The sequence below is a fragment of the Psychromarinibacter sp. S121 genome (genome assembly GCF_049801035.1).
Taxonomy (GTDB): domain Bacteria; phylum Pseudomonadota; class Alphaproteobacteria; order Rhodobacterales; family Rhodobacteraceae; genus Psychromarinibacter.
Genome location: NZ_JBNAGE010000002.1, coordinates 1,040,873 through 1,063,209 on the forward strand (window position 1 = coordinate 1,040,873; position 22,337 = coordinate 1,063,209).

A 22,337-nucleotide genomic window follows, 5' to 3' on the forward strand; every position below is an offset into this window, starting at 1 on the left:
CGCGATCCGGCGCGACAACCGATGGCACGGGTATATGACCGAGACGACGAAGCTTTCTGACGCCGCACTCGACCGTTTGCGCTGGCCGCTGGCCCTGACCCGCACGGGCATGGTCGCCGAACGCGCGCTTCGGGCATTCTGGCCGCTCTGGACCGTCCTTCTGCTGGCGCTTGCCGCGCTGATGCTTGGGGTTCACGAAACCTTGCCGCTGGAAGTCACGTGGGCCGGCATTGTCGTCGCCGTTCTCGGACTGATCGGTGCGCTTTGGTACGGCATTCGCCGGTTCCACTGGCCCTCGCGGGCCGAGGCGCTGGATCGTCTGGACCGCACGCTTCCCGGCCGCCCGATTTCCGCGCTGGCCGATACGCAGGCAATCGGCGCCACCGACGCCGCGAGTCAGGCGGTGTGGAAGGCGCATGTCACCCGCATGGCCGAGCGCGCCGCTTCCGCCCGCGCCGTCGAGCCGAACCTTCGAATTGCAGACCGCGATCCCTATGCGCTGCGCTTCGTGGCGGCGCTGGCCTTCGCGGTGGCGCTGCTTTTCGGGTCTTTCCTGTCGGTCGCCACGGTGTCCGAGGCCGTACCCGGCGGCAGCAGCACCGTTGCGCAGGGCCCCAGCTGGGAAGGCTGGGTCGAACCGCCCGCCTACACCGGCAAGCCCTCGCTGTATCTCAATGACATCAAGCCCGGCACCTTCGAGGTTCCCGAGGCCAGCCGCGTCACGATCCGCCTGTATGGCGACGTTGGCGAACTGACGGTGACCGAGACGGTCTCGGGCCGGACGCATGAAGTGCCCGCCGCCAGCGACGAGGCGCAGAACTTCGAGGTCACGCAGGCCGGGCGCATCGCCATCGACGGCCCGAACGGCGCCGCGTGGGACATCAGCGTCACGCCGGACACGGCCCCGCAGGTCACCATCCTCGGCGAGCCCGAGCGTGGGCTGTCGGGCGAGATGCGCCAGACCTTCTCGGTCAGCGACGACTATGGCGTCGTCGCGGGCCGGGCCGAGATCACGCTGGACCTTGCCGCGATCGACCGCCGCTATGGTCTGGCTCCCGATCCCGAACCGCGCGAGCCGATCACGCTGGACCTTCCCATGACGATCTCTGGCGACCGGTCCGAGTTCGAGGAAGTCCTGATCGAGAACCTCGCGGAACACCCGTGGGCGACGCTGCCCGTGACGATGGTGTTCTACGCGACCGACGACCTTGGACAGGAAGGGCAGTCCGAGCCTGCCCACGTCGTCCTGCCGGGGCGCCGCTTTTTCGACCCGCTTGCCGGCGCGATCATCGAGATGCGCCGCGACATGCTGTGGAACCGTGACGAGAACGGCCGCCGCGTGGCGCAGGTTCTGCGCGCGGTCAGCTATCACCCGGACGAAGTTTTCGACAGCGACACCGCCTATCTGAAGCTGCGGACGTTGCAGCGTCAGCTGGAGCTGTTCAACCAGTACGGCATGACCGAGGAACAGCGCGACGAGATCGCGCAGATCCTGTGGGACCTTGCCGTCCTGATCGAGGACGGCAGCCTGTCCGACGCGCTGGAGCGCCTGCGCGAGGCGCGCGAACGTCTGGAAGAGGCGATGCGCAACGGCGCGACCGACGAAGAGATCGCGGAACTGATGCGCGAACTGCGCGAGGCGACGCAGGACTACATGCGTCAGCTGGCCGAACAGCAGCGCCAGAACGGCGAGAACCCGGACGGACAGGACCAGGCGCAGGGCGAACGGCAGGAGATCACCGGCGACCAGATCGAAGCGCTGATGGAACGGCTGCAGCAGCTTATGGAAGAAGGCCGCATGGACGAGGCCATGGAGCTGATGGAGCGACTGGCGGAGATGCTCGAGAACCTCGAGATCACCGAGGGCAACGGTCAGGGCTCGCCGGGGCAGGAAGCTATGGAAGGGCTGGGCGAGATGCTGCGCGATCAGCAGGATCTCAGCGACGAGACCTTCGGCGACCTTCAGGACCAGTTCGGCCAGAACGGCCAGCAGGGCGAACGTGGCGAGGACGGGCAGCGGGGCAACGGCCAGCAGCAAGGCGACGGTCAGGGTCAGGGGCAGGGTCAAAGCGGCCCGCCGAACGGATCGAACGGCCAGGGCCAAGGGCAGGGGCAAGGTCAGGGTGAACTTGACGGCGAAGCGCTTGCCGACCGCCAGCAGGCCCTGCGCGAGGAACTGAACCGCCAGCGCAACAACATGCCGGGCGCGGGCACCCCCGAGGGCGACGCCGCCGGCGAGGCGCTGGACCGCGCCGGCCGCGCCATGGACGAGGCCGAGGAAGCGCTGCGCAACGACGATCTTGCTGGCGCTCTGGACAGCCAGTCCGACGCCATCGAGGCGCTGCGCGAGGGGATGCGGAACCTCGGCGAGATGATGGCTCAGGAACAGAACAACCAGGGCCAGCAGGGCGAGGCGCAGGGACAGGCCGACAACAGTCAGGCCCGCGATCCGCTGGGCCGCGAGCCGGGGGCGAACGGTCAGATCGGCACCAACGAAGAGATGCTTCAGGGTGACGACATCTACGGTCGTGCGCGCGAACTTCTCGAGGAACTGCGCCGCCGCTCTGCCGAGCAGACCCGGCCCGACGAAGAACTCGACTACCTGCGGCGGCTGCTGGACCGGTTCTGACAGCCGTCGCTAGCCGCCGGTCAGGTGCCTGACACGATCCATCAGTTGCATCCGTAGCCCGAACCGGCGTTCACCGGCGGCGCTGTAGTGATCGCCGTCAAGGAAGTAGAGCCCCTCGCAATCCGTCAGGTCCTCGGGCAGGCGCAGGTCCACAAGGTCCTGCTGCGAGACATAGGCGACCGGCGAGCTTTCCAGCCGCTTCGCGACAGCATCGTCAAGCCGGGCAAAGGCGTCGCGCTGACCGGGACGCAGGGCATAGGGATAACGGCAACCGCGCCATGCCATGCTGTCGACGTTTACGTGCGGCTCCAGCCTCGGGCCAAGCCACAGCACCGGCGCGTGCGGGGCCAGCGTTTCGAGGTAGTCCACCACCGCCTCGATGCGTTTCTCATGCGGTGTAAAGCCGTCGAACGGCAGCGCGTCGCCGACGAAATCCGTCCGGGTGGCGGCGTTGCCGTCGGCATTGCGCAGCAGATAGAAGGCGGCCTGCGAGAACACGATGGCGCGGAAGTCTCCATCCGGCAGAAGGTCGACTGTGTCGGCATAGGGGCAGCCGCGCAGCGGTCCGTGCGGGCGGCAACCGGGCGAGACGATGCCGACGACGAAGGGTTCTTCCGGCGCGGTCGCGACCATCACGCCCATGATATCGACACCGTGGCTGTCGCCCAGAACCATCACGCCGGGGCCGAACCTGTCGCGGCAATCGCGGATCCGCGCCCGGGTTTCGGGATCAAGCGTCGCGGTGCTGAACACGCAAGCGCCGTCGTCGAAGCCTTCGGTCTCGATCGCGGCGTTCGCCTGCCGCTCTGCGTCGATCATCCGAACCATCGCCCGGCGGTCGGCGGGCAGAATGGCATAGTATGGCGTGCGCCAGCCGTCGCCATAGCCCACCGCCGCGCCCAGCGCCGAAAAGCTGCCGATGGCCGCCAGTGACAGACCGAACACGGCATCGCGCGAGACGCGGTCGCGCTGGCGGAACGGCCGTTCGACAAAACGCCACGACAGCCACGCAAGCGCGCCGGTCAGCGCGAACAGCGCGACGAGGGCGGTCCAATGCAGCCCGTCCGGCCACCGCATGCGGGCGAAGACCAAAACCGGTTGGTGCCAGAGGTACAGGGAGTAGCTGACAAGACCGACGGCCACCGGCCCACGCAGCGCCAGGGTGCGGCCCACAGGCTCGGCCTCTGACGCGAACAGCAGCACAAGGCAGGTGCCGGCAACCGGCAGCAGGGTGTAATGCGAGGGGAAGGGCAGGTCGCCGTGATAGGCCGCGATGGCTGCGGCGATCATCACCAGTCCGGCCGCCGCCGGAAGCCAGTGCGCGCGGACCTTGGGCATCGCAACCGTGCAAAGCGCGCCAGCCAGCAATTCCCAGAACCGGGTCGGCGACAGGAAGAAGTTCGCGACCGGCCATGCCCGCGCCCCCCACAGGGCCAGCGCGAAACTCGCCAGCGCCATCGCCAGCAGTCCGGGCACAAGCCAGGACCGCCGCCAGCGGACCAGCGCCAGCAGGATCAGCGGAAACAGGATGTAGAACTGTTCCTCGACCGACAGGCTCCACGTGTGCAGCAGCGGAAGCTCTTCCGCCGTGGGTGCGAAATACCCGGTTTCCAGCCAGAACAGGATGTTGGACCAGAAGGTCCCGGCCGCGAGGACGCTGCGCCCGAACAAGGCGATGTCGCCCGGCAGCATCAGCGCCACGGCGAAAGGGATGCATGCCGCCATCACGACGAACAGCGCGGGCAGGATGCGGCGGGCCCGGCGTTCGTAGAAGGTCAGGATCGAGAACCGGTCGTCCTGGATGTCCTGAAGCAGAAGGCCGGTGATCAGAAAGCCCGAGATGACGAAGAACACGTCGACCCCGACATAGCCGCCGCCGAAGCCCGGAACCCCCGCATGGAACAGCACGACCGGAAGCACGGCGACTGCGCGCAATCCGTCGATTTCCGGCCGGTATCGCATCGCTTTCGACCCCTTCGCGCCGCGAGGCGGGGCGCTAGCCTCCGATCAGGCCGTTGATCCTGACGACGATGCTCTCGATCCCGCCATTCACCGCGACCCGCACCTGGTTCACCGCGTCGACATAAGCCCGCAAGGCGGGTTCGGCCGCGGGCGCCGTGTCGGCGATATCGGGAGCGAAAGCGTATACCGCCACAAGCATCGCGACGATGATCACGACGATGAGAAAGCCAGAGCGGAAGCTCATCCCGGTTTCGGCGGGCGGCGGCGCCATCTCCGGCATCGTGTCGACGGTTTCGCGCTCGTCCTGTCCGCGCAGGGTCGAATTGATTTCGTCTACGTCGGGAAGCAGGCCGCTGCGGGTGCCGGGGGTATCGTCGATCTCGTCCTCGGTGTGACCGCGCATCTTCGCCATGCGGTCACGCGCGGCGGCAGAGCGATCCTGCGGCGTGTCGTCCTCGTCAAGCCCAAGGTCGGGCTGCGACTGCATCTCGGTCGCCGCTTCGGCGCGGCGTGCGGCCGACTCCCGTTCGGCTTCCTCGCGCAGGATATCGGCTATCTCGGGCTCGAGCTCGCGGCGGTTCGGAGCAGCGACGGGCTGGTCCTCTTCGTCCTCGTAATCTTCGTCATAGTCGTCGCCGTAGACCGCTCCGTCTTCCTCTTCGGAGGGCGTTTCCCATGCGGGCGGGACGCTTTCTTCCGCGTCGTCCTCGTAATCTTCCTCGTAGGTGTCTTCATAGGCGGCGCGGGCGCGTGCGGGGTCGTCGCCGGTGCTCTCGCCCTGATCGTCTGTCTCGGTTGCGGAAACATCCGCCGCGAAAGCGGCGTCCAGCGCGTCCTCTTCATCCTCGGGCTCGACGCCTTCGGGATGCTGGAACCAGCCGTGGCCGCAATTCGAACACTGGACGTCACGTCCGGCGGGCGGGATCAGGCCCGCGTCAACTTCGTATGTCGCGCCGCAGTTCGGGCAAATCAGCCGCATAACGTCCCTTTCGGATCGCCCCAGAGGTACCTCACGATCCCTTCCGCTTTTCCACAGGGTTTATCAGGCCCTTGGGGCAATTCAAAGCTTTTGCGCCGGGCCCGATTGCAACCGATCCCCAAGTTCGGCAAAAGAGCCGCAGTCTTAACACAGATCGGGGTGCCCAGGTGATCGAGCTCGACGACGTGTCCTACAGTTACGGCGGCGGCGAGCTTCTATCCGGAATAAGCCTGACCTTGCAGCCCGGCTCGTTCCATTTCCTGACCGGGCCGTCCGGGGCAGGGAAGACCACCTTTCTCAAGCTTTGCTATGGCGATCTTCTGCCGACCGCCGGGCGGGTGTCGGCCTTCGGGCAGGACGTGCGGGACATGGGCCGCGACGACATCGCGCGGCTTCGGCGGCGTGTGGGTGTGGTGCATCAGGACTGCGAGTTCCTTGATCACCTGTCCGTGGAAGAGAACGTCGCGCTGCCTCTTACTGTTTCCGGTCGGGATACAATCAACGAGGTTGCCAACCTGTCCGACCTGCTGTCGTGGGTCGGTCTGTCGGCGCAGGCGCGGTCGCTGCCGCCAGAACTGTCGGGCGGTGAACGGCAACGGGCGGCGCTGGCGCGCGCCGTGATTATGGCGCCCGAGATCATCATCGCCGACGAGCCCACCGGGAACATCGACTGGGAAATGTCGCTGCGTCTTCTGACACTGCTGGTCGAGCTCAACCGGATGGGCAAGACCATCGTGATCGCAACCCACGACCTGAACCTGATCCGGTCGGCAAAGGCGCAGGTGCAGGCGCGCGTGCTGCGCATCCGCGACCGTCAGCTTCAGCTTGCGGGAGCCGACCTATGAGCGTTCTGGGAGACATCGTGGGCGTCGCGCGCGGCGACCATCAGGCCGACCGCGTGGTTCCGCCCACAGGCCACACCGCGTGGCTGACGCTGTTCACGTCGGGCGCGATGGCCTTCCTTGCCGTTTTCGCGCTGGCGCTGTCTTTGGCGACGGGCCGCCTTGCCACCAACTGGGGCAACGAACTGGCCCGCACCGCCACCGTTCGGATTTCCGCCCCCGCGGGGCAGGAGGACGCGCAGGTCCGCGCCGCGATGCAGGTGCTGGAGACGACGCCCGGCATCGCCGAGGTTCGCGTCCTGACCGACGAGGAACAGCGGGCGTTGTTGGAACCGTGGTTCGGACCGGACCTGCCGATCGAGGCGCTTCCGGTGCCGCGCATGATCGAAGTGATCGAGGACGGTGACGGCTACGATTCCGAGGGCCTGCGCCTGCGCCTGACCGCCGAGGCGCCAGGCGCGGTGCTGGACGACCACACCCGCTGGCGGCGACCGCTGGTGTCCGCAGCCAGCCGCCTGCGGACGCTCGGCCTGCTGTCGATCCTGCTGATCGGCGCCGCGACCGCGGCGATGATCACTCTGGCCGCCAATGCCGCGCTGGCCGCCAATGCGCAGGTTATCCGCGTACTCAGACTGGTCGGCGCGCGCGACGTCTACATCGCCCGCGCCTTCGTGCGCCGCTTCACCCTGCGGGCGGTCACCGGCGCGGCGGCGGGCACCGTGGCGGGCATGGCGGCGATTGCCCTGCTGCCTTCGGCCTCGACCGAGGGCGGGTTCCTGACCGGGCTTGGCTTCCAGGGCTGGCACTGGCTCTGGCCGCTGGTGATCCCCGTGCTGGCCGCTATCGTGGCCTTCTGGGCGACCCGGACTGCCGCTTTCCGGTCCCTGAGGGAGTTGATGTAATGCAGTGGATCCGCTCGCTGATCTTCGTGGTGCAAATGTACCTCGCGATGGCGGTGCTGGCGGTATGGTACATCATCCCCGCGATCCGGTCGCCCAAGGGCGCCTATGACGGGATCCACACCTATTGCCGCTATGTGCGCTGGTCCGCGCGCTGGCTGGTCGGGCTGAAGACCGAGATCCGCGGCCCGGTGCCGACGGACGAGGTTCTGATCGCCTCCAAACACCAGTCCTTTCTCGACATCATCATGCTGTGCTCGGTGCTGCCGCGTCCCAAGTTCATCATGAAGAAGGAATTGAAGTGGGCGCCGATCCTCGGCTGGTTCGCCCTGCGCATCGGCTGCGTCCCGGTCGATCGCGGCAAGCGCGGCGCCGCCATCGCGCGGATGATCGAGGATGTCGAGAAGGGCGCGGCGCTGCCCGGACAGCTGATCATCTATCCGCAGGGCACCCGCGTCGCCCCCGGCGTTCAGCGCCAGTACAAGGTCGGCAGCGCCGTGCTGTACGAACAGCTTGGTCAGGACTGCGTGCCCGCCGCTACCAATGTCGGCCTGTTCTGGGCGCGCACGGGTATATACCGCAAGCCCGGCCTTGCCGTGCTTGAGTTCCTGCCCCGGATCGAAGCCGGACTCGACCGCGACACCTACATGCAACGGCTGGAGGCCGAGGTCGAAACCGCCTCCAACGGCCTGCTGGCCGAGGCCGGTTTCCAGCTGGAGTTCCAATGATGGACTACATCGAAGACATCGCCGCGCTCGAGGCGCTGTATCCCGAGCCGCCGGTGGAACGCTCGCTGACCAAGGTCGTGCCGCAGATGACGCCGATGTACCGCAAATGGATCATGGCCTCGCGCTTATGTATCCTGTCCACGGTCGGCCCCGAGGGCACCGACGCCAGCCCGCGCGGCGATGACGGCCCCGTGGTCGCCGAGCTGGACCCGCATCGGCTGGCGCTGCCGGACTGGCGCGGCAACAACCGGATCGACAGCCTGCGCAACATCGTCCGCGACCCGCGCGTCTCGCTGATGTTCATGGTGCCCGGCTCGCAGAACGTGGTGCGGGTGAACGGCACCGGCCGGATCAGCGCCGATCCGGCCCTGCTGCAAAGCTTCGAGCAGAAGGGCATGCACCCGCGCTCGGCCATCGTGGTCGAGGTCGCCGAGATCTATTTCCAGTGCGCCAAGGCCCTGATCCGCTCGGGCCTCTGGTCCCGTGGCGATGAAAGCGACGCGGTGCCGAGCGCGGGCGATTTCGTCAAGGAAATCGACGAGGGTTTTGACGGCGAAGCCTACGACCGCACCTACCCGGAATACGCCAAACCCCGGCTCTGGTAGACGGTACAGTTTCGGAACTGGCCTTGCGCGGAAGGTCCGTGGCATCGTCCTGACCGTGACCCAACGGAAAGGCGAGGCGTATGCCCGAGGTTTTCGGATACCAGGTGGACGAGGCGATCACGTCGCCAGAGGAATTGCGGCAGCACTACAAGATGCCGTCCCGCTATGTCAGCGACAAGGTCATTGACCATATCGATCCTCTTGCGGAACGCTTTCTCGCAGCCACATCGCTGGTGTTCCTCTCGACCCGCCGCCCGGACGGACAGATCGACCTCAGCCCTCGCGGCGATCCTCCGGGGTTTCTGAAGGTGCTGTCGCCGCGTCTTCTGGCACTGCCCGACCGGTTGGGAAACAACCGGGTGGACGCGTTCGAGGATCTGCTGCGCGATCCGCAGGTCGGGCTGATCTGCGTCATTCCCGGACATCGCGACACCCTGCGCATCTCTGGCGAGGCGCGGCTGGTCGTTGACCGGGACCTGTGCGACAGCCTGTCGGTTCAGGGCAAGTCCGCTCAGGCCGCGTTACTGATCCGCGTGAACCGTGTGCTGTGCCATTGCCCTAAGGCTTTCGTGCGCGGCGGCGTCTGGGATGTTGACGGATGGCCTGCGCGCGAGACGATCCCGACGCTGGGAGAGATGATGGTGGCCCATGGTGCGCTTTCCGACACCGTTGCCGAGGTCGACGGCATCGTGAAGCGCGACGGGGAAACGCGGCTGTACTGACCCGGGCTATCCCGTTCGCGATCCTGCGGCCGCCCGGACCGTGCGGGTGCCAAGCTTCTTCTCGATATGCTCGATCACCTTCGTCGCGATGTCCTGTCCGGTCACGCCCTCGACGCCTTCGAGGCCCGGGGACGAGTTCACTTCCAGCACCTTCGGCCCACTATCGCTGCGCAGCAGATCGACGCCCGCGAAATCCAGCCGCATCGCTTTCGCGGCGCGCAACGCCGTCTCGCGTTCCTGCCGGGTGATTTTCACCGTGCTCGCCGTGCCACCCTGATGCAGGTTCGACCGGAAATCGCCCGGCGTACCCTGCCGCCGCATCGAGGCGACGACCTTGCCGCCCAGCACGACACAGCGGATATCCTCGCCCGACGCTTCCTTGACGAAATGCTGCACAAGGAAATCGGCCCGCAGACCCCGGAAGGCCGAGATCACGCTGTCCGCCGCCTTCCGCGTCTCGGCCAGCACCACGCCCTTGCCCTGCGTGCTTTCCAGCAGCTTCAGGATCACCGGAGCGTCGCCCACGAGGTTGATCAGGTTCTTCGAATCCTTCGGGCTGCGCGCGAAGGCGGTGTCGGGCATGCCGATCCGGTGCCGCGCCAGAACCTGATGCGCGTGCAGCTTGTCGCGCGAAACCGAGATGCCCTCGGATCCGGTCAGGCAAAAGGTGCCCATCCCCTCGAACTGACGCACCACGGCGGTGCCGTAGTTGGTGATCGACGCGCCGATGCGCGGAATGATCGCGTCGTAATGGGGCAGCTTGCGGCCGTCATAGTGGACTTCGCCGCCGACGCCCTGGATGTGCATATAACAGCGCGAGGTGTCGATCACCTCCATCGTATGGCCGCGCGCCTCGGCCGCGGCGACGAGCCGTTTGCTGGAATAATTGTCGGGCTCGCGCGTCAGGATTGCCATGCGCAGCACGCGCTTCGTCCACTTGGACCGGGGCACGGCGCGATACTCGTCGAAGCTCAGTTCAGGCTGTTGGAAACTGGCCGACGGCGCGACCTGCACATCGTCCTGCAGCGCCGAGCGCCCCAGCAGCATCCGGTAGGCCATGCCGCTGCGGTCGGTCAGCGAAATCTCGATCGGCCAACTCCGCCCACCGATCAGGATGTCGGTCTCGATCACATAGCGATACTCGGTCTCACCGTTCGACGATGTCACCTCGCGCTGGTCCTTCAGCGGGGCCGAGCACATGATCTCCAGCTTCGGATCGTCCGGGTTCGGGTGGATGCCGAAACGCACCATCGGGCGGTCGGCGGGACCGAAAGGCTCGATGGCGAACGCGTGCAGCGCCGAGGTCCGCGCGCCGGTATCGACCTTCGCCTTGATCGCCGGCAGCCCCAGTTCGGGCAGCGCAAGCCATTCTTCCCAGCCCAAGGTAAACCCTGTCATGTCCTGTCCTCGTTACCCGATTGATCTTGCGGGCCTCGCGCCCGCGCCGCGGAATCGCCGCGCCTGTCGGCGCCCGTGTTGCCAGAGACATGTAGGGCGCGCCATGACGATTTCATGAACGACGCCGCCCGGGCGACCCGACACACGCAAAAGGGCGGCAGGCATGCAACGTCGGCCTCCGCCCGCTTCTTCTCTTCCGAAATACCTCGGGGGAGTCGCGCAGCGACGGGGGCAGAGCCCCCTCTGGCCCGGCGGGCTAGTGCCGCGTCAGGCCGCCAGTCCCTTCGACCCCATCGACAGGAACTTCTTGCGCCGGTCCTTGACCAGCGCATCGCGGTCCTTGCCGTCGAGCCCTTTCAGCATCGCCTCCAGCGCCTTGCGCACGCCATCCGTGGCGGCCAGCGGGTCGCGATGCGCACCGCCCAGCGGTTCGGGGATGATCTTGTCGATCACGCCAAGCTTGCTGAGATCCTGCGCCGTCAGGCGCAGCGCTTCCGCCGCTTCCCGCATCTTCTCGGCGTCTTTCCACAGGATCGACGCGCAGCCCTCGGGCGAGATGACCGAGTAGATCGAATGTTCCAGCATCGCGACCTTGTTGGCCGTGGCAAAGGCCACCGCGCCACCGGATCCGCCCTCGCCGATGATCACCGACACCATCGGCACGCCAAGCTGCAGGCAGCGCTGGGTCGAGCGGGCAATCGCCTCGGACTGGCCGCGTTCCTCCGCGCCCTTGCCGGGATAAGCGCCGGGGGTGTCCACAAGTGCGATGACCGGCAGGTTGAAGCGGTCGGCAAGGTCCATCAGGCGGATCGCCTTCCGATAGCCTTCCGGGCGCGCCATGCCGAAATTGCGTTCGATCCTGCTTTTGGTGTCATTGCCCTTCTCGTGGCCGATCACCACGACAGAGCGGTCGCCGAACCGGGCCAGCCCGCCCATCACCGCGTGATCGTCGGCAAAGTTCCGGTCGCCGGCCAGCGGCGTGTACTCGGTGAACAGAGCCTCGATATAATCCTTGCAGTGCGGCCGGTCGGGATGCCGCGCCACCTGGCATTTCCGCCACGGGATCAGGTTCTTGTACAGGTCCTTCAGCATCTGGGATGCTTTCTGGTCCAGCGCGGCGGCCTCTTTCTCGACGTCCATTCCCTCGCTCGTCCGTGCGAGCGCCCGGAGTTCGTTGGCCTTGCCTTCGATCTCGGCAAGCGGCTTTTCGAATTCGAGGTAGTGGGTCATGGATGGTCCCTGAGAGTGAGCGGTTGCGCGCTATATGACGATGCCGGACGTTCTTTGCAACGGGCTGCGCGGGGTCAGACCCCCCGCGTGATGCCCCCGTCGATGCGCAGGTTCTGCCCGGTGACGTATCGGCCTTCGGGACCGGCAAGGTACGAGATCAGCCCCGACACCTCGGCCATCGTCCCCGCGCGGCCGAGCGGAACGGGGGCAAGCCGTTCGTCGTTGTGCGGGCGGCTGTCGATGAAGCCCGGCAGGATGTTGTTGACGGTGATGCCGTCGGGACCGTGCTTGTCCGACAGAAGCTTGGTGAAGTTCCCCAGCGCCGCGCGGAACACGCCCGAGGTCGGAAAGCGCGGGTCCGGTTCGTAGGCCGCGAAGGTCGAGATGTTGATGATTGCGCCGCCGCCGTTCGCGGCCATGACCGGCACGACCAGCCGGCAGGGGCGGATCACGTTCAGCAGGTAGGCTTCCATGCCCCGGTGCCAGTCCTCGTCGGTGATGTCGAGCACGCCGCCTTTCGGCCCGTCGCCCGCCGAGTTCACCAGCACGTCGATCCGGCCCCATGCCTCCATCGCGCGGTCGACCAGCGCCTGATGCGTCGCCGGGTCGAGGTTCGAGCCGGTCACGCCGACGCCGCCCAGTTCTTCCGCCAGCGCTTCGCCCTTGCCCGAGGACGACAGGATCGCCACGCGGAACCCGTCCGCCGCCAGCCGCCGCGCCGCATCCGCTCCCATGCCGGAGCCTCCCGCCGTGATCAGCGCCACCTTCTGCTCGGTCATGTCCGTTCCTCCTGTCCGTCGGCCGGAAACTTGCACCTCGCGCCCGCCGCTGCAAGTCGGCAAGATTTGCGAACCGGGGGCAGGGCACAAGGGTCCCGGAACGAACCGGAGGATACGGAATGGCGGGACGCTACGAAGACAGGCTGCTGCGGGTGCTGGATTACATCCACGACAATCCCGCGGGCGACCTGTCGCTTGACGCTCTGGCCGACGTCGCCGCGATGTCGCGGTTTCACTGGCACCGCGTGTTCTGCGCGATGACCGGCGAAACCTGCGCACAGGCGGTGCGGCGGTTGCGCCTGCATCGCGCCGCCGGGTGGCTGATCCACTCCGAATGGTCGCTGGAGACGGTGGCCGAGCGGGCGGGCTACGCCAGCAAGCAAAGCTTTTACCGGGCCTTTGGCGAGGCGTTCGGCATGACTCCGGGTGCGTTCCGAAACCGCGGCGAGCTTCGGTCGCCGCTTCTGAAACCAGAGAAAGGAACCTACCCCGTGTTTCCCATCGAGATCATGACCCAGCCCGCCCGACGCCTTGCCGGTCTGCCCCACCGTGGCGACTATATGGACGTCGCCGAGAAATTCGAGAAATGCGCGATGCTGTTCGCAGCCCGCGCCCTGTGGCCGCACGGCAGCCAGATGATCGGCGTCTACTATGACGACCCCGACGCGGTGGCCGAAGCCGACCTGCGCAGCTTCGCGGGGATCAGCGTCGACAGCGGCGCCGCCGTGGATGCGCCGCTGGAAGAATTGCACCTGCCCGGCGGGCGTTATGCGGTTATGCACTACAAGGGACCGTATCCGGGGCTGAAAGCGGCCTATGCGCATCTCTACGGCTCATGGCTGCCGGAGTCGGGTGAGGAACTGGGCGATCACCCGCCCGTCGAGGTCTATCTGAACGCCCCCGTCGACACCGCGCCCGAGGATCTGCTGACCGAGGTTTGCGTGCCGCTCAGGTAGAGCTCCACAGCACCGGGATCAGCGACAATACCAGCAGCCCCGCCATCGTCCAGTTGAACGCCCGGATGCGGGCGGGCTTGTCCAGAAGCCGCCGGGCCTGTTGTCCGGCGGCGGCCCACAGGCTGATCACCGGCAGCGAGATCACCGCGAACGTCGCGATCACCAGCCCGATCGCAGGCAGGTCCCGACCCGGTGCATAAAGCGTGATCGCCGCCAGCACCATCGTCCACGCTTTCGGGTTCACCCATTGAAACAGCGCCGCCTGTAGCCCGGTCATCGGCGCGCCTTCGGCCGCGCCCGGCTCTGGTGGCGCGGCGTTTGCGATCTTCCATGCCAGCCAAAGCAGGTAGGTCACGCTAAGCGCCGTCAGGATCAGGTGCAGCGGCGGGAACACATCGAACGCGCGGGCAAGGCCAAGGCCCACCAGCAGGTTCATCACCGCCACGCCTACCGCGATGCCAAGGATATGCGGGATCGTTCGGCGATAGCCGAAGTTGGCGCCCGAGGCGAGCAGCATAAGGTTGTTCGGCCCCGGCGTGCCGGTCTGAACCAGCGCGAACAGCGCGAGGGCGGGAAGGTATGCGGTATCCATGCGGCGCAATCTTTCACGATCTCAGTCGCATGAGGTTGCGATTTGCGTTGCGCGAGGCGGTAAATTGACAACTATTGGCGCCTATGGACCGAATAGACGATCACATATTGCGTATTTTGTCCCGCGATGGGCGGATCAGCAACATCACTCTTGCGGCAGAGGTCGGCCTTTCTCCGTCCGCCTGCCTTCGGCGCGTTCAGGAACTGGAACGCTCGGGCATCATCAAGGGCTACCGCGCCGTCCTTGATGCCGCCCGGCTTGGCCACGGGTTCACGGCCTATGTCGGCGTTGGCCTGTCGAACCACAATTCCACCGCGCTCGACGCCTTCGAACGCGCGATGCGGCTGGCCCCGGAGGTGCGCGAGTTGCACAACACCACCGGCACCATCGAATACCTGATGCGAGTGGAATGCCCCGACCTTGCCGCCTATCAGCGGTTCCACCGCGAGGTGCTGGGCGCGCAGCCGATGGTCAGCGCGATCACGACATACGTCATCATGGGCAGCCCGAAGGACGAGCGGGCGTAGTACTGCATGTGTTTAACATGCTACTTAACGGTGCTATTCCAGACATCCATGCCGGGCCTTCTGCCGCGTTAGCTTTGAGATGCGCACTGATTTGGGCCGGTATGGTGCCGGTTTGGCAATAGCCCGGAAGGTAAGCATTTTTTAAGGAGGCAATCATGGCAGTGCAGTATACAGGAAACACGTTGACTGGGGTCGTCGTCTCGGGGAGCGGCGATACGTGGTTTACCCGCGAGGGGTATTACGTCGCTTCGGACGCAGACGGGTTCGATGCGGTTGATTTGGACAATTTGGAATACTTTCTTGATGGCGACATCTTTGCCGGAGACGACGGCATTGTCGCGACGTCCGGCTCGAACAACTTTGACGTCGTGATCGGCGCGAATGCGTCGGTCAACGCCGGCGGCGACGGGATTCAGTTCCTCGGAAACTCGCTTAGCGACACGGGCCACGACATCGTCAACTATGGAAGCATCACGGGATCTGGGGGCGAAGGCGTGGATGTTCGCGCCAGCCTGTCGTCGCTGACGAACCACGGCGCGATTACCGCCTCATCCGTCGGGGTGTACTTCTCGGGCGAGGGCAACAGGGTTATCAACTACGGGGAAATGACTTCCCACAACACCTACACGGCGTGGCTTGTCGGCGACAACGCGCAACTGGTGAATTACGGAACCATAACCGGCGGCCAGGGAGTCGACGCAATTATCGTGAGCGGCGACGACACAGAGGTCGTGAATGCTGGCACTGTCATTGGAACAATCGGACTTTCCATCGGCAACGTCGATACCGTCGCCATCGCCCGGAACACGGGTAGCATCATTGCTCAGGAGATCGGTGTCGAACTCAACGGCAACATCGGTGCGGCCGTGCTGGACTTCTCGAATTCCGGAGAGATCCGGGTTGCAAGCGGCGGCCTCGCAATCGAGGCCGACGAAACCACGAACCTGATTTACAACACCGGTATCATCGAAGGCCGTATCGAACTGGGTGACGGTAACGACGTGTACGACGGTCGTGGCGGCACTCTGATTGGCGTTGCCGATGGCGGTGGCGGGGCCGATACCTACTGGGTCGATGACAGCACTACAGAGGTGTTTGAAAGCCCTGGTGGCGGGGTGGACACGGTCTATGCCTCAGTTGATTTCGCGCTGGGCGGGTTCATCGAGAATCTGACCCTTGTCGGTGCAACCGACGTCGACGGCGCGGGCAACAGTTCGCAGAACATTGTTACCGGTAACGTGGCCGACAACTATATTTCGGGCGACGGGTCGCGCGATACGCTGTCCGGCGGCAGCGGAAGTGACACCGTGGACGGCGGGCGCGGCGACGACGTGCTGAACGGCGACGCGGGCGACGACATCCTGCTGGGCCGCGCCGGGGTCGACATCATGGACGGCGGAGAAGGCGACGATTTCCTGTTCGGCGGAGTCGGCGGCGACATCATGCTTGGCAACGACGGCAACGACACGCTGAAGGGCGGGCTTGGCTCTGACACTATGACCGGGGGCGACGGGCAGGATATCTTTGTGTTCAGCCGCGTGTCCGACAGCCCGTCCGGCGGTTCGGATGTCATCCTGGACTTCACGCCAGGAACAGACGTTCTGGATTTCAGCGGGATGCTGTCGGGCGTATTCGACCTGTCGATCCTTGGCCCCTATTCCGGGACGGGGCCCAGCATACGCACAAGCGTGAACACCTCGGGCGACACCATTGTGTTCGTGGATGCCGACGGCGACGGCGGCACCGACATGCGTATCGAACTGGATCAGGTGACCGGCGTGACCGAAAGCGACTTTCTCCTGTGACGGTCCGCGCCGCCCGACCTGGTTAGGCGGCGCCGATCATCTCGGCCTGGCGCACGATCACCTCGGCCTGCTTGATCGACGCGATGTCGACCAGCCGGCCCTTGTAGACCGTCGCGCCGGCACCGCTGGCCTTGGCGTCCTCCATCGCGGCAAGGATCTCGCGCGCCTCGGTCACCTTTTCGGCGGACGGGGTGAAGACCTCGTTCGCCAGTGCCACCTGCTTGGGGTGGATCGCCCACTTGCCGACCATGCCCAACGTGGCGGAGCGGCGCGACTGGGCGACGAAGCCGTCGTTGTCCGAGAAATCCCCGAACGGGCCATCGACAGGCAGAACCCCGTGGGTGCGGCAGGCGGCCACGATGGCGGCTTGCGCCCAATGCCACGGGTCGGGCCAGTACCGCTGGCCCTCGCGCACCATGTAATAGTCTTCCTGCGTGCCACCGATGCCGGTGGTCTGCATCCCCATGGACGCGGCGAAATCGGCCGCGCCGAGGCTCATGGCCTCAAGGCGCGGGGAGCCGGCGGCGATGTCCTCCACATGCGCGATGCCGGCTGCACTTTCGATGATGACTTCGAACTTGATCGGCTTCTCGCGGCCGACGGCGCGTTCGGCAGCGGTCACGAGGGCGTCCACCGCATACAGATCGGCGGCACAGCCGACTTTGGGGATCATGATGCGGTCCAGACGGTGCGAGGCCTTCTCGACCACCTCGATCACGTCGCGGTACCAATAAGGCGTGTCCAGTCCGTTGATCCGCACCGACAGCGTCTTGTCGCCCCAGTCCACGTCGCCGATCGCCTCGATCACGTTGGCGCGCGCCTGCACCTTGTCGTCGGGCGCGACGGAATCCTCGAGGTCGAGGTTGATCACGTCCGCCGCGCTGGCCGCCATCTTCTCGAAGATCGCGGGACGCGAGCCGGGGCCGAACAGCTGGCAGCGGTTCGGGCAGGCAGGGGCGGCGGGCTGTATGCGGAAGGACATTCGGAACCTCTTCGCAACAAGATTTCAAGTTCAGCGCCGTTCTCGATATATTGTTGCTTTCACGTGTGCAACCCGCTTTTTGCGGCGCAGCGGGCCTTTCGCCGATGCGGCACGAGGCGCAGGGTGGGACGGGAGGCGCGCATACGCGTTCGCAAACTGCACATCTTTCGAGCATCCGACGATCTGCCGGAGAATCTTCGCACATATCGTCAAAACGACGCAGAGATTTGCGCGTTGACCCTGCAATCCGCCGAACTTGGCAAACATCCTCGACTTGCCCGCCGCTAGACTATCTCGTCAGAAAACGGAGAAACGCGCAATGATCGAGACCCCCTATCTACTGTTCCTCGGCGATGCCCCTGACGGGCTGGCGGCCAAGGTCGCCCAAGGCATCAAGGACTGGCGTCCGCAATACGCGCTGGGCCAGTACCGGATGGACGGGTGCAAGGCGGATCTCAGGATCGAGGACATGGATCTTGCCGCCGCCAAGGACGCGGGCGCCAAGACGCTGGTGATCGGCGTCGCCAACCGTGGCGGCGTGATCAGCCAGGAATGGAAGAAAGTCCTGATCGCGGCGCTGGAAGAGGGCTTCGATCTTGCCTCTGGCCTGCACAACCTTTTGCGCGATGAAGAGGACCTTGCCGCCGTCGCCAAGTCCTGCGGCCGCCAGTTGCACGACGTGCGCGTTCCGTCGGTGAAATATCCGATCGCGAACGGCAAGAAACGGTCGGGCAAACGCTGCCTTGCCGTCGGCACCGATTGCTCGGTCGGCAAGATGTACACCGCGCTGGCGATGGACAAGGTGATGAAAGAGCGCGGCATGAAGTCGTCGTTTCGCGCCACTGGCCAGACCGGCATCCTGATCACCGGCAACGGCGTTCCGCTGGACGCGGTGGTCGCCGACTTCATGGCCGGCTCGATCGAGTGGCTTACGCCGGACAATGACGACGACCATTGGGACATGATCGAGGGGCAGGGCAGCTTGTTCCACGTGTCCTACTCGGGCGTCACGCTGGCGCTGGTCCACGGCGGCCAGCCCGACGCGCTGGTGTTGTGCCACGAACCCACGCGGACCCACATGCGCGGGCTGCCCGAATATGACCTGCCGACGCTGGAAGCGCTGCGGGACACCGCGCTGCCGCTGGCGAAGGTGGCGAACCCGGCTTGCCAGGTCGTCGGCGTGTCGATCAATACTGCCGGCATGGGCGAAGACGAGGCGCTGTCGTATCTGGAGAAGGTCGAGAAGCAGATGGGCCTTCCCACCGCCGACCCGTTCCGTCAGGGTGCCGAGCGTCTGGCCGACGCGCTGGACGCCATCTGATCCGCCTGCGGGCAAAGAGACCAAACGCGGGGGCCGTCATGGCCCCCGAAACGTTTACGACACGATATACGGCACGAGTAACGACTGGGGGAGCGCCATGAAACTCGACATCACGCAGGACGCCTTCAAGATCGCTGGCAGCTTCGTCATCTCGGGGCGCGGCGACAAGAAGCCCTGGGTGCGGACCGAAGCCTGGGTGCTGACCGTCACCATCGAACGCGACGGCATCGTCGGGCGCGGCGAATGCACCCCTTACCCGCGCTACAACGAGACACTGGAAAGCTCGACGGACGAGATCCTTGCGGTCGAGGCGCAGTTGAAGGCCGGGCTGGACCGGCAGGGGTTGCTGACCGCGATGAAGCCGGGTGCCGCACGGAACGCAGTGGACTGCGCGCTGTGGGACTGGGAGGCCAAGGCGGCAGGCAAGCGGGTCTGGGAACTGGCCGGCCTGCCAGAGCCCAAGCCGGTGCCGACCGTCTTCACCCTGTCGCTGGGCGAACCCGACGACATGCGCGCCAAGGCGGCCGAGAACGCGCACCGCCCGGTGCTGAAGGTCAAGCTGGGCGGCGAGGGCGACATTGCCCGGCTTCGCGCCGTTCGCGAGGGGGCGCCGCAGTCCCGTATCGTGATCGACGCGAATGAGGGCTGGACGCTGGACACCTACCGCGAGATGGCCGCCGTACTGCCCGACCTTGGCGTCGACATGGTGGAACAGCCGTTGCCCGCCGGGGACGACGGGGCGCTTCTGGGCATCGACCGTCCTCTGCCGGTCTGTGCCGACGAAAGCTGCCACGACCGGACGTCGTTGCCGAAGCTCAAGGGCAAGTACGACATCGTCAACATCAAGCTCGACAAGACCGGCGGCCTGACCGAAGCACTGGCCCTGCGCGAGGCTGCGTTGGCCGAGGGCTATGGCATCATGGTCGGCTGCATGATGGGGTCGTCGCTGGCGATGGCGCCCGCGCATCTGGTGGCGCAGGGGGCGACGGTGGTCGACCTCGATCCGCCGCTGCTGCTGTCGACGGACCGCGAGGATCCGATGTTCTACGACGACGCGGGCGCGCATCCGCCGTCCGCGGCGCTTTGGGGTTGATTTCGGCGGGGAAAATCCGGTGAGGGCAGGTCGCTTGCGCCGTTGCGGCTGACCTCCTATAGCCGCGCGCAACAGGTCCACCGAACCAAGGGGTACGCCCGATGATCCTTGACCGCCGCACTTTCCTGATGGCGTCCGCCGCCGCAGCCGCCGCACCGTCCATGGGGCTGGCCGCTGCCGGTTATGCACCCCGGCCGAATGGCTGGCGGGGCTTTACCCTGACCACCAGCGTCGCGTTGCCCCGCGCGGGCGCGCCGGCGCAGGTCTGGGTGCCGGTACCCTCGCTGACCGCGGCAGAGTGGTCCCGCCCCGGCGACACGACCTTCACCACCACAGCCGACCGGGCCGAACTGGTGGTGGACAACGCGCAGGGCATTGCCTTTGTCCATGCCGCGTGGGACGCGGGCGACACTCCGGCCACGCTGGATGTGGTTTCGCGCGCCGCCACGCAAAGCCGTGCGGTGACGTTCGACACCACCGGCGCCTCGCTGACGGCTGACGAGCGCGCCCGCCACACCGCCCCGACAGACCTGATCCCCACCGATGGCATCGTCCGCGAGACCGCGCTGATGATCACGGACGGTATTCCGGACGACCTGACCAAGGCGCGCGCGATCTTCGACTGGGTCGTCGAAAGCACCGAGCGGAATCCGGAAACCCGGGGCTGCGGGCTGGGCGATGTGGCCTCGATGCTGACGCTGGGCGACCTGACCGGCAAGTGCGCCGACCTGAACGCGCTGTACGTGGGCCTTGCCCGCGCTGCCGGTCTTCCGGCGCGCGATCTCTACGGTCTGCGCGTCGCGCAGTCGGCCTTCGGCTATAAAAGCCTTGGCGCCGGGTCCGAGACGGTGACCAAGGCGCAGCACTGCCGCGCTGAGGTCTTCGTCGAGGGCATCGGCTGGATCCCCGCCGACCCGGCCGACGTGCGCAAGGTCGTGCTCGAGGAGCCGCCGAAAACCCTGACGCTGGCCGATCCCGAGGTGCAGGACGTCCGCGCCGCGCTGTTCGGTTCCGCCGAGGGCAACTGGCTGGTCTACAACGACGCCCATGATGTCGTGCTGCCGGGGGCCACGTCCGGCACGCTGCCGTTCCTGATGTACCCGCATGCCGAGATCGACGGCGTCGAGCAGGACGAACTGTCTCCCGACGATTTCGTCTATACGATCACCGCGCGCGAGATCGTCTGAGCGGACACGCGCCGCTCAGGACGAGGCGGCAAGATCCATGTGGCGCTTGAAGCGCGGGTCCATCCTTGGATCCGCGCCCGCCGCTTCCGCCAGCCGCACCACGTAGTCCGCGCAGCAAAGGTGGTGCAGCCGCGCGACGCCGGGGATTGCCATCGCCTCGGCATACAGCGGATCGAAGCGGGGGGCATAGCGCAGGGCCGACAGGTCTTCGACCTCGTTTCGGTTGTAGTTGTCCCAGAACTCGTCGGTGTATCGGTCCTTCCCGGCCGAGGGGCTGGCGATGCCGCGCTTCAGCGCATAGCTCTCGGGCGTGCGGGTGATGTAGTGGTTCATCTGCGCGCCGACATGCGTGACCCGGTCGGGCGCCGTCGCGCGCTGCGCCGCGCCGTCCGGGTTGTAGCGGCCCAGCTTGCGCCCCTCGCCATCCAGCCAGACGTTTCCGGCCTCGCCCCAGATGCCGGGGCCAAGGAACCGCTGCGGACTGTGCGCGCCATAGACCGCGAATTCCAGCGGTCGGCGGATCAGCGATTTGAACGAGGTATTGGCCTTGTGATCCGTCTCTGCCGCGCGAGTGAAGAAACGGTGCTGAAGCGCATCCTCCCACCTGGCGTGACCCGAGGTGCCGAAGCACTTCCAGTGGAAGCCGATGCCGTGGAACCGGTTGTCCGACGTATCGCCAAGGTAGCTGGCAACCGTGCCGTCTCCGATATGGAAGACAAGAAACTCGTCCACGTCGCAGACCAGCAGCCATTCATGGGCGGCGGTCTGCGGGTGGTTGCGGATGGCGCGGTGCGCGGTGCGCTTGGGCGGGGTGCCGGGATCGGGCGAATGGGTGGTATGTGTCAGCCAGCCCGCCTCGTGCAGCAGGTTCAGCAGCTGGGGTGAATGATCCGTGCAATCGTTCGTCGCGATCAGGATGTCGAACCCAAGCATCCGGTACCACGTGACCCACTCGACGAGAAAGGCGCCCTCGTTCCGCATTCCTGCGGCCACGAGAAACTCCGAACTCTGCGTCATGACACGTAATCCCTGCCGGTTCCCTGTCGCAGGTATACCCGCCCGGCGCGCCACGTAAACCTAGCGCCCCACCCAAGGTTGACC

General features: G+C 66.1%; 20 protein-coding genes. 12 read left to right on the plus strand and 8 right to left on the minus strand.

The window, feature by feature from the left end; genetic code table 11:
• Positions 1 to 34 precede the first annotated feature (34 nt).
• Positions 35 to 2,629 carry a TIGR02302 family protein gene (locus tag ACP156_RS13540; protein ID WP_425051860.1) on the plus strand — a complete coding sequence of 865 codons (2,595 nt, stop codon included), beginning with the start codon at positions 35 to 37 and terminating at the stop codon, positions 2,627 to 2,629.
• 9 nt (positions 2,630 to 2,638) lie between these two features.
• Here ACP156_RS13540 and ACP156_RS13545 read toward each other — a convergent pair whose 3' ends face one another.
• Complete coding sequence (locus ACP156_RS13545; RefSeq protein WP_425051861.1) at positions 2,639 to 4,591, minus strand: acyltransferase family protein; 1,953 nt, start codon at positions 4,589 to 4,591, stop codon at positions 2,639 to 2,641.
• 34 nt (positions 4,592 to 4,625) lie between these two features.
• Positions 4,626 to 5,570: a zinc-ribbon domain-containing protein gene (locus ACP156_RS13550; protein WP_425051862.1), complete on the minus strand. Its 945-nt coding sequence runs from the start codon at positions 5,568 to 5,570 to the stop codon at positions 4,626 to 4,628.
• Between the two features lie 167 nt (positions 5,571 to 5,737).
• Between ACP156_RS13550 and ACP156_RS13555 the strand changes: the two genes are divergently transcribed.
• From ACP156_RS13555 to ACP156_RS13575, 5 genes are all read left to right on the plus strand, one after another.
• Positions 5,738 to 6,415 carry a cell division ATP-binding protein FtsE gene (locus tag ACP156_RS13555; RefSeq protein ID WP_425051863.1) on the plus strand — a complete coding sequence of 226 codons (678 nt, stop codon included), beginning with the start codon at positions 5,738 to 5,740 and terminating at the stop codon, positions 6,413 to 6,415.
• Positions 6,412 to 7,314: a cell division protein FtsX gene (locus ACP156_RS13560; protein ID WP_425051864.1), complete on the plus strand. Its 903-nt coding sequence runs from the start codon at positions 6,412 to 6,414 to the stop codon at positions 7,312 to 7,314. Before ACP156_RS13555 ends, ACP156_RS13560 begins: the two co-directional genes overlap by 4 nt.
• Positions 7,314 to 8,039 carry a lysophospholipid acyltransferase family protein gene (locus ACP156_RS13565; RefSeq protein ID WP_425051865.1) on the plus strand — a complete coding sequence of 242 codons (726 nt, stop codon included), beginning with the start codon at positions 7,314 to 7,316 and terminating at the stop codon, positions 8,037 to 8,039. Before ACP156_RS13560 ends, ACP156_RS13565 begins: the two co-directional genes overlap by 1 nt.
• On the plus strand, positions 8,039 to 8,644 hold the full coding sequence (locus tag ACP156_RS13570) for a pyridoxamine 5'-phosphate oxidase family protein (RefSeq protein ID WP_425051866.1): 606 nt from the start codon (positions 8,039 to 8,041) through the stop codon (positions 8,642 to 8,644). Before ACP156_RS13565 ends, ACP156_RS13570 begins: the two co-directional genes overlap by 1 nt.
• A gap of 80 nt (positions 8,645 to 8,724) precedes the next feature.
• The gene (locus ACP156_RS13575) at positions 8,725 to 9,366 is read left to right on the plus strand and encodes an MSMEG_1061 family FMN-dependent PPOX-type flavoprotein (protein ID WP_425051867.1); all 642 of its coding nucleotides are present in this window, start codon (positions 8,725 to 8,727) and stop codon (positions 9,364 to 9,366) included.
• A 6-nt stretch (positions 9,367 to 9,372) separates the two neighbouring features.
• Here the strand turns inward: ACP156_RS13575 and rimK are convergent, their stop codons facing one another.
• The 3 genes from rimK to ACP156_RS13590 all read right to left on the minus strand — a co-directional run bounded on the left by rimK (position 9,373) and on the right by ACP156_RS13590 (position 12,773).
• Positions 9,373 to 10,764 carry a 30S ribosomal protein S6--L-glutamate ligase gene (rimK, locus tag ACP156_RS13580; protein WP_425051868.1) on the minus strand — a complete coding sequence of 464 codons (1,392 nt, stop codon included), beginning with the start codon at positions 10,762 to 10,764 and terminating at the stop codon, positions 9,373 to 9,375.
• A 267-nt stretch (positions 10,765 to 11,031) separates the two neighbouring features.
• Entirely contained in the window at positions 11,032 to 11,994 is a 963-nt protein-coding gene (locus tag ACP156_RS13585; RefSeq protein WP_425051869.1) for an acetyl-CoA carboxylase carboxyltransferase subunit alpha, read from the minus strand.
• A gap of 74 nt (positions 11,995 to 12,068) precedes the next feature.
• On the minus strand, positions 12,069 to 12,773 hold the full coding sequence (locus tag ACP156_RS13590; protein ID WP_425051870.1) for an SDR family oxidoreductase: 705 nt from the start codon (positions 12,771 to 12,773) through the stop codon (positions 12,069 to 12,071).
• 119 nt (positions 12,774 to 12,892) lie between these two features.
• On the opposite strand from ACP156_RS13590, the gene ACP156_RS13595 reads away from it, so the two are divergent.
• Entirely contained in the window at positions 12,893 to 13,729 is an 837-nt protein-coding gene (locus ACP156_RS13595; RefSeq protein WP_425051871.1) for an AraC family transcriptional regulator, read from the plus strand.
• Here ACP156_RS13595 and ACP156_RS13600 read toward each other — a convergent pair.
• Positions 13,722 to 14,321: a LysE family translocator gene (locus ACP156_RS13600; RefSeq protein ID WP_425051872.1), complete on the minus strand. Its 600-nt coding sequence runs from the start codon at positions 14,319 to 14,321 to the stop codon at positions 13,722 to 13,724. The two genes, ACP156_RS13595 and ACP156_RS13600, sit on opposite strands and share 8 nt — an antisense overlap.
• 74 nt (positions 14,322 to 14,395) lie before the next feature.
• Between ACP156_RS13600 and ACP156_RS13605 the strand changes: the two genes are divergently transcribed.
• Positions 14,396 to 14,848, plus strand: coding sequence for an Lrp/AsnC family transcriptional regulator (locus ACP156_RS13605; protein ID WP_425051873.1), 453 nt, complete (start codon positions 14,396 to 14,398; stop codon positions 14,846 to 14,848).
• Positions 14,849 to 15,003: 155 nt separating this feature from the next.
• Entirely contained in the window at positions 15,004 to 16,653 is a 1,650-nt protein-coding gene (locus ACP156_RS13610; protein WP_425051874.1) for a calcium-binding protein, read from the plus strand.
• 22 nt (positions 16,654 to 16,675) lie between these two features.
• Here the strand turns inward: ACP156_RS13610 and ACP156_RS13615 are convergent, their stop codons facing one another.
• Positions 16,676 to 17,635, minus strand: coding sequence for an L-malyl-CoA/beta-methylmalyl-CoA lyase (locus tag ACP156_RS13615; RefSeq protein WP_425051875.1), 960 nt, complete (start codon positions 17,633 to 17,635; stop codon positions 16,676 to 16,678).
• 319 nt (positions 17,636 to 17,954) lie between these two features.
• Here ACP156_RS13615 and dgcN point away from each other — a divergent pair, with 319 nt between their 5' ends.
• The 3 genes from dgcN (at position 17,955) to ACP156_RS13630 (ending at position 21,236) form a co-directional block, all read left to right on the plus strand.
• Positions 17,955 to 18,956, plus strand: a complete 1,002-nt coding sequence (gene dgcN / locus ACP156_RS13620) for an N-acetyltransferase DgcN (protein ID WP_425051876.1) — start codon at positions 17,955 to 17,957, stop codon at positions 18,954 to 18,956.
• 97 nt (positions 18,957 to 19,053) lie between these two features.
• Positions 19,054 to 20,049, plus strand: a complete 996-nt coding sequence (dgcA, locus tag ACP156_RS13625) for an N-acetyl-D-Glu racemase DgcA (protein WP_425051877.1) — start codon at positions 19,054 to 19,056, stop codon at positions 20,047 to 20,049.
• A gap of 101 nt (positions 20,050 to 20,150) precedes the next feature.
• Entirely contained in the window at positions 20,151 to 21,236 is a 1,086-nt protein-coding gene (locus tag ACP156_RS13630; RefSeq protein WP_425051878.1) for a transglutaminase-like domain-containing protein, read from the plus strand.
• Positions 21,237 to 21,251: 15 nt separating this feature from the next.
• On the opposite strand, the gene ACP156_RS13635 is transcribed toward ACP156_RS13630, so the two are convergent.
• On the minus strand, positions 21,252 to 22,253 hold the full coding sequence (locus tag ACP156_RS13635; RefSeq protein ID WP_425051879.1) for a glycosyltransferase family 2 protein: 1,002 nt from the start codon (positions 22,251 to 22,253) through the stop codon (positions 21,252 to 21,254).
• Positions 22,254 to 22,337: the final 84 nt, after the last annotated feature.

What these genes read in the sequence shown, in the direction of transcription:
- ACP156_RS13540 (WP_425051860.1), top strand. Translation starts at nt 35, where the DNA reads ATGACCGAGACGACGAAGCTTTCTGACGCCGCACTCGACCGTTTGCGC.
- ACP156_RS13545 (WP_425051861.1), bottom strand. Translation starts at nt 4,591, where the DNA reads ATGCGATACCGGCCGGAAATCGACGGATTGCGCGCAGTCGCCGTGCTT.
- ACP156_RS13550 (WP_425051862.1), bottom strand. Translation starts at nt 5,570, where the DNA reads ATGCGGCTGATTTGCCCGAACTGCGGCGCGACATACGAAGTTGACGCG.
- ACP156_RS13560 (WP_425051864.1), top strand. Translation starts at nt 6,412, where the DNA reads ATGAGCGTTCTGGGAGACATCGTGGGCGTCGCGCGCGGCGACCATCAG.
- ACP156_RS13565 (WP_425051865.1), top strand. Translation starts at nt 7,314, where the DNA reads ATGCAGTGGATCCGCTCGCTGATCTTCGTGGTGCAAATGTACCTCGCG.
- ACP156_RS13570 (WP_425051866.1), top strand. Translation starts at nt 8,039, where the DNA reads ATGGACTACATCGAAGACATCGCCGCGCTCGAGGCGCTGTATCCCGAG.
- ACP156_RS13575 (WP_425051867.1), top strand. Translation starts at nt 8,725, where the DNA reads ATGCCCGAGGTTTTCGGATACCAGGTGGACGAGGCGATCACGTCGCCA.
- rimK (WP_425051868.1), bottom strand. Translation starts at nt 10,764, where the DNA reads ATGACAGGGTTTACCTTGGGCTGGGAAGAATGGCTTGCGCTGCCCGAA.
- ACP156_RS13585 (WP_425051869.1), bottom strand. Translation starts at nt 11,994, where the DNA reads ATGACCCACTACCTCGAATTCGAAAAGCCGCTTGCCGAGATCGAAGGC.
- ACP156_RS13590 (WP_425051870.1), bottom strand. Translation starts at nt 12,773, where the DNA reads ATGACCGAGCAGAAGGTGGCGCTGATCACGGCGGGAGGCTCCGGCATG.
- ACP156_RS13595 (WP_425051871.1), top strand. Translation starts at nt 12,893, where the DNA reads ATGGCGGGACGCTACGAAGACAGGCTGCTGCGGGTGCTGGATTACATC.
- ACP156_RS13600 (WP_425051872.1), bottom strand. Translation starts at nt 14,321, where the DNA reads ATGGATACCGCATACCTTCCCGCCCTCGCGCTGTTCGCGCTGGTTCAG.
- ACP156_RS13610 (WP_425051874.1), top strand. Translation starts at nt 15,004, where the DNA reads ATGGCAGTGCAGTATACAGGAAACACGTTGACTGGGGTCGTCGTCTCG.
- ACP156_RS13615 (WP_425051875.1), bottom strand. Translation starts at nt 17,635, where the DNA reads ATGTCCTTCCGCATACAGCCCGCCGCCCCTGCCTGCCCGAACCGCTGC.
- dgcN (WP_425051876.1), top strand. Translation starts at nt 17,955, where the DNA reads ATGATCGAGACCCCCTATCTACTGTTCCTCGGCGATGCCCCTGACGGG.
- dgcA (WP_425051877.1), top strand. Translation starts at nt 19,054, where the DNA reads ATGAAACTCGACATCACGCAGGACGCCTTCAAGATCGCTGGCAGCTTC.
- ACP156_RS13630 (WP_425051878.1), top strand. Translation starts at nt 20,151, where the DNA reads ATGATCCTTGACCGCCGCACTTTCCTGATGGCGTCCGCCGCCGCAGCC.
- ACP156_RS13635 (WP_425051879.1), bottom strand. Translation starts at nt 22,253, where the DNA reads ATGACGCAGAGTTCGGAGTTTCTCGTGGCCGCAGGAATGCGGAACGAG.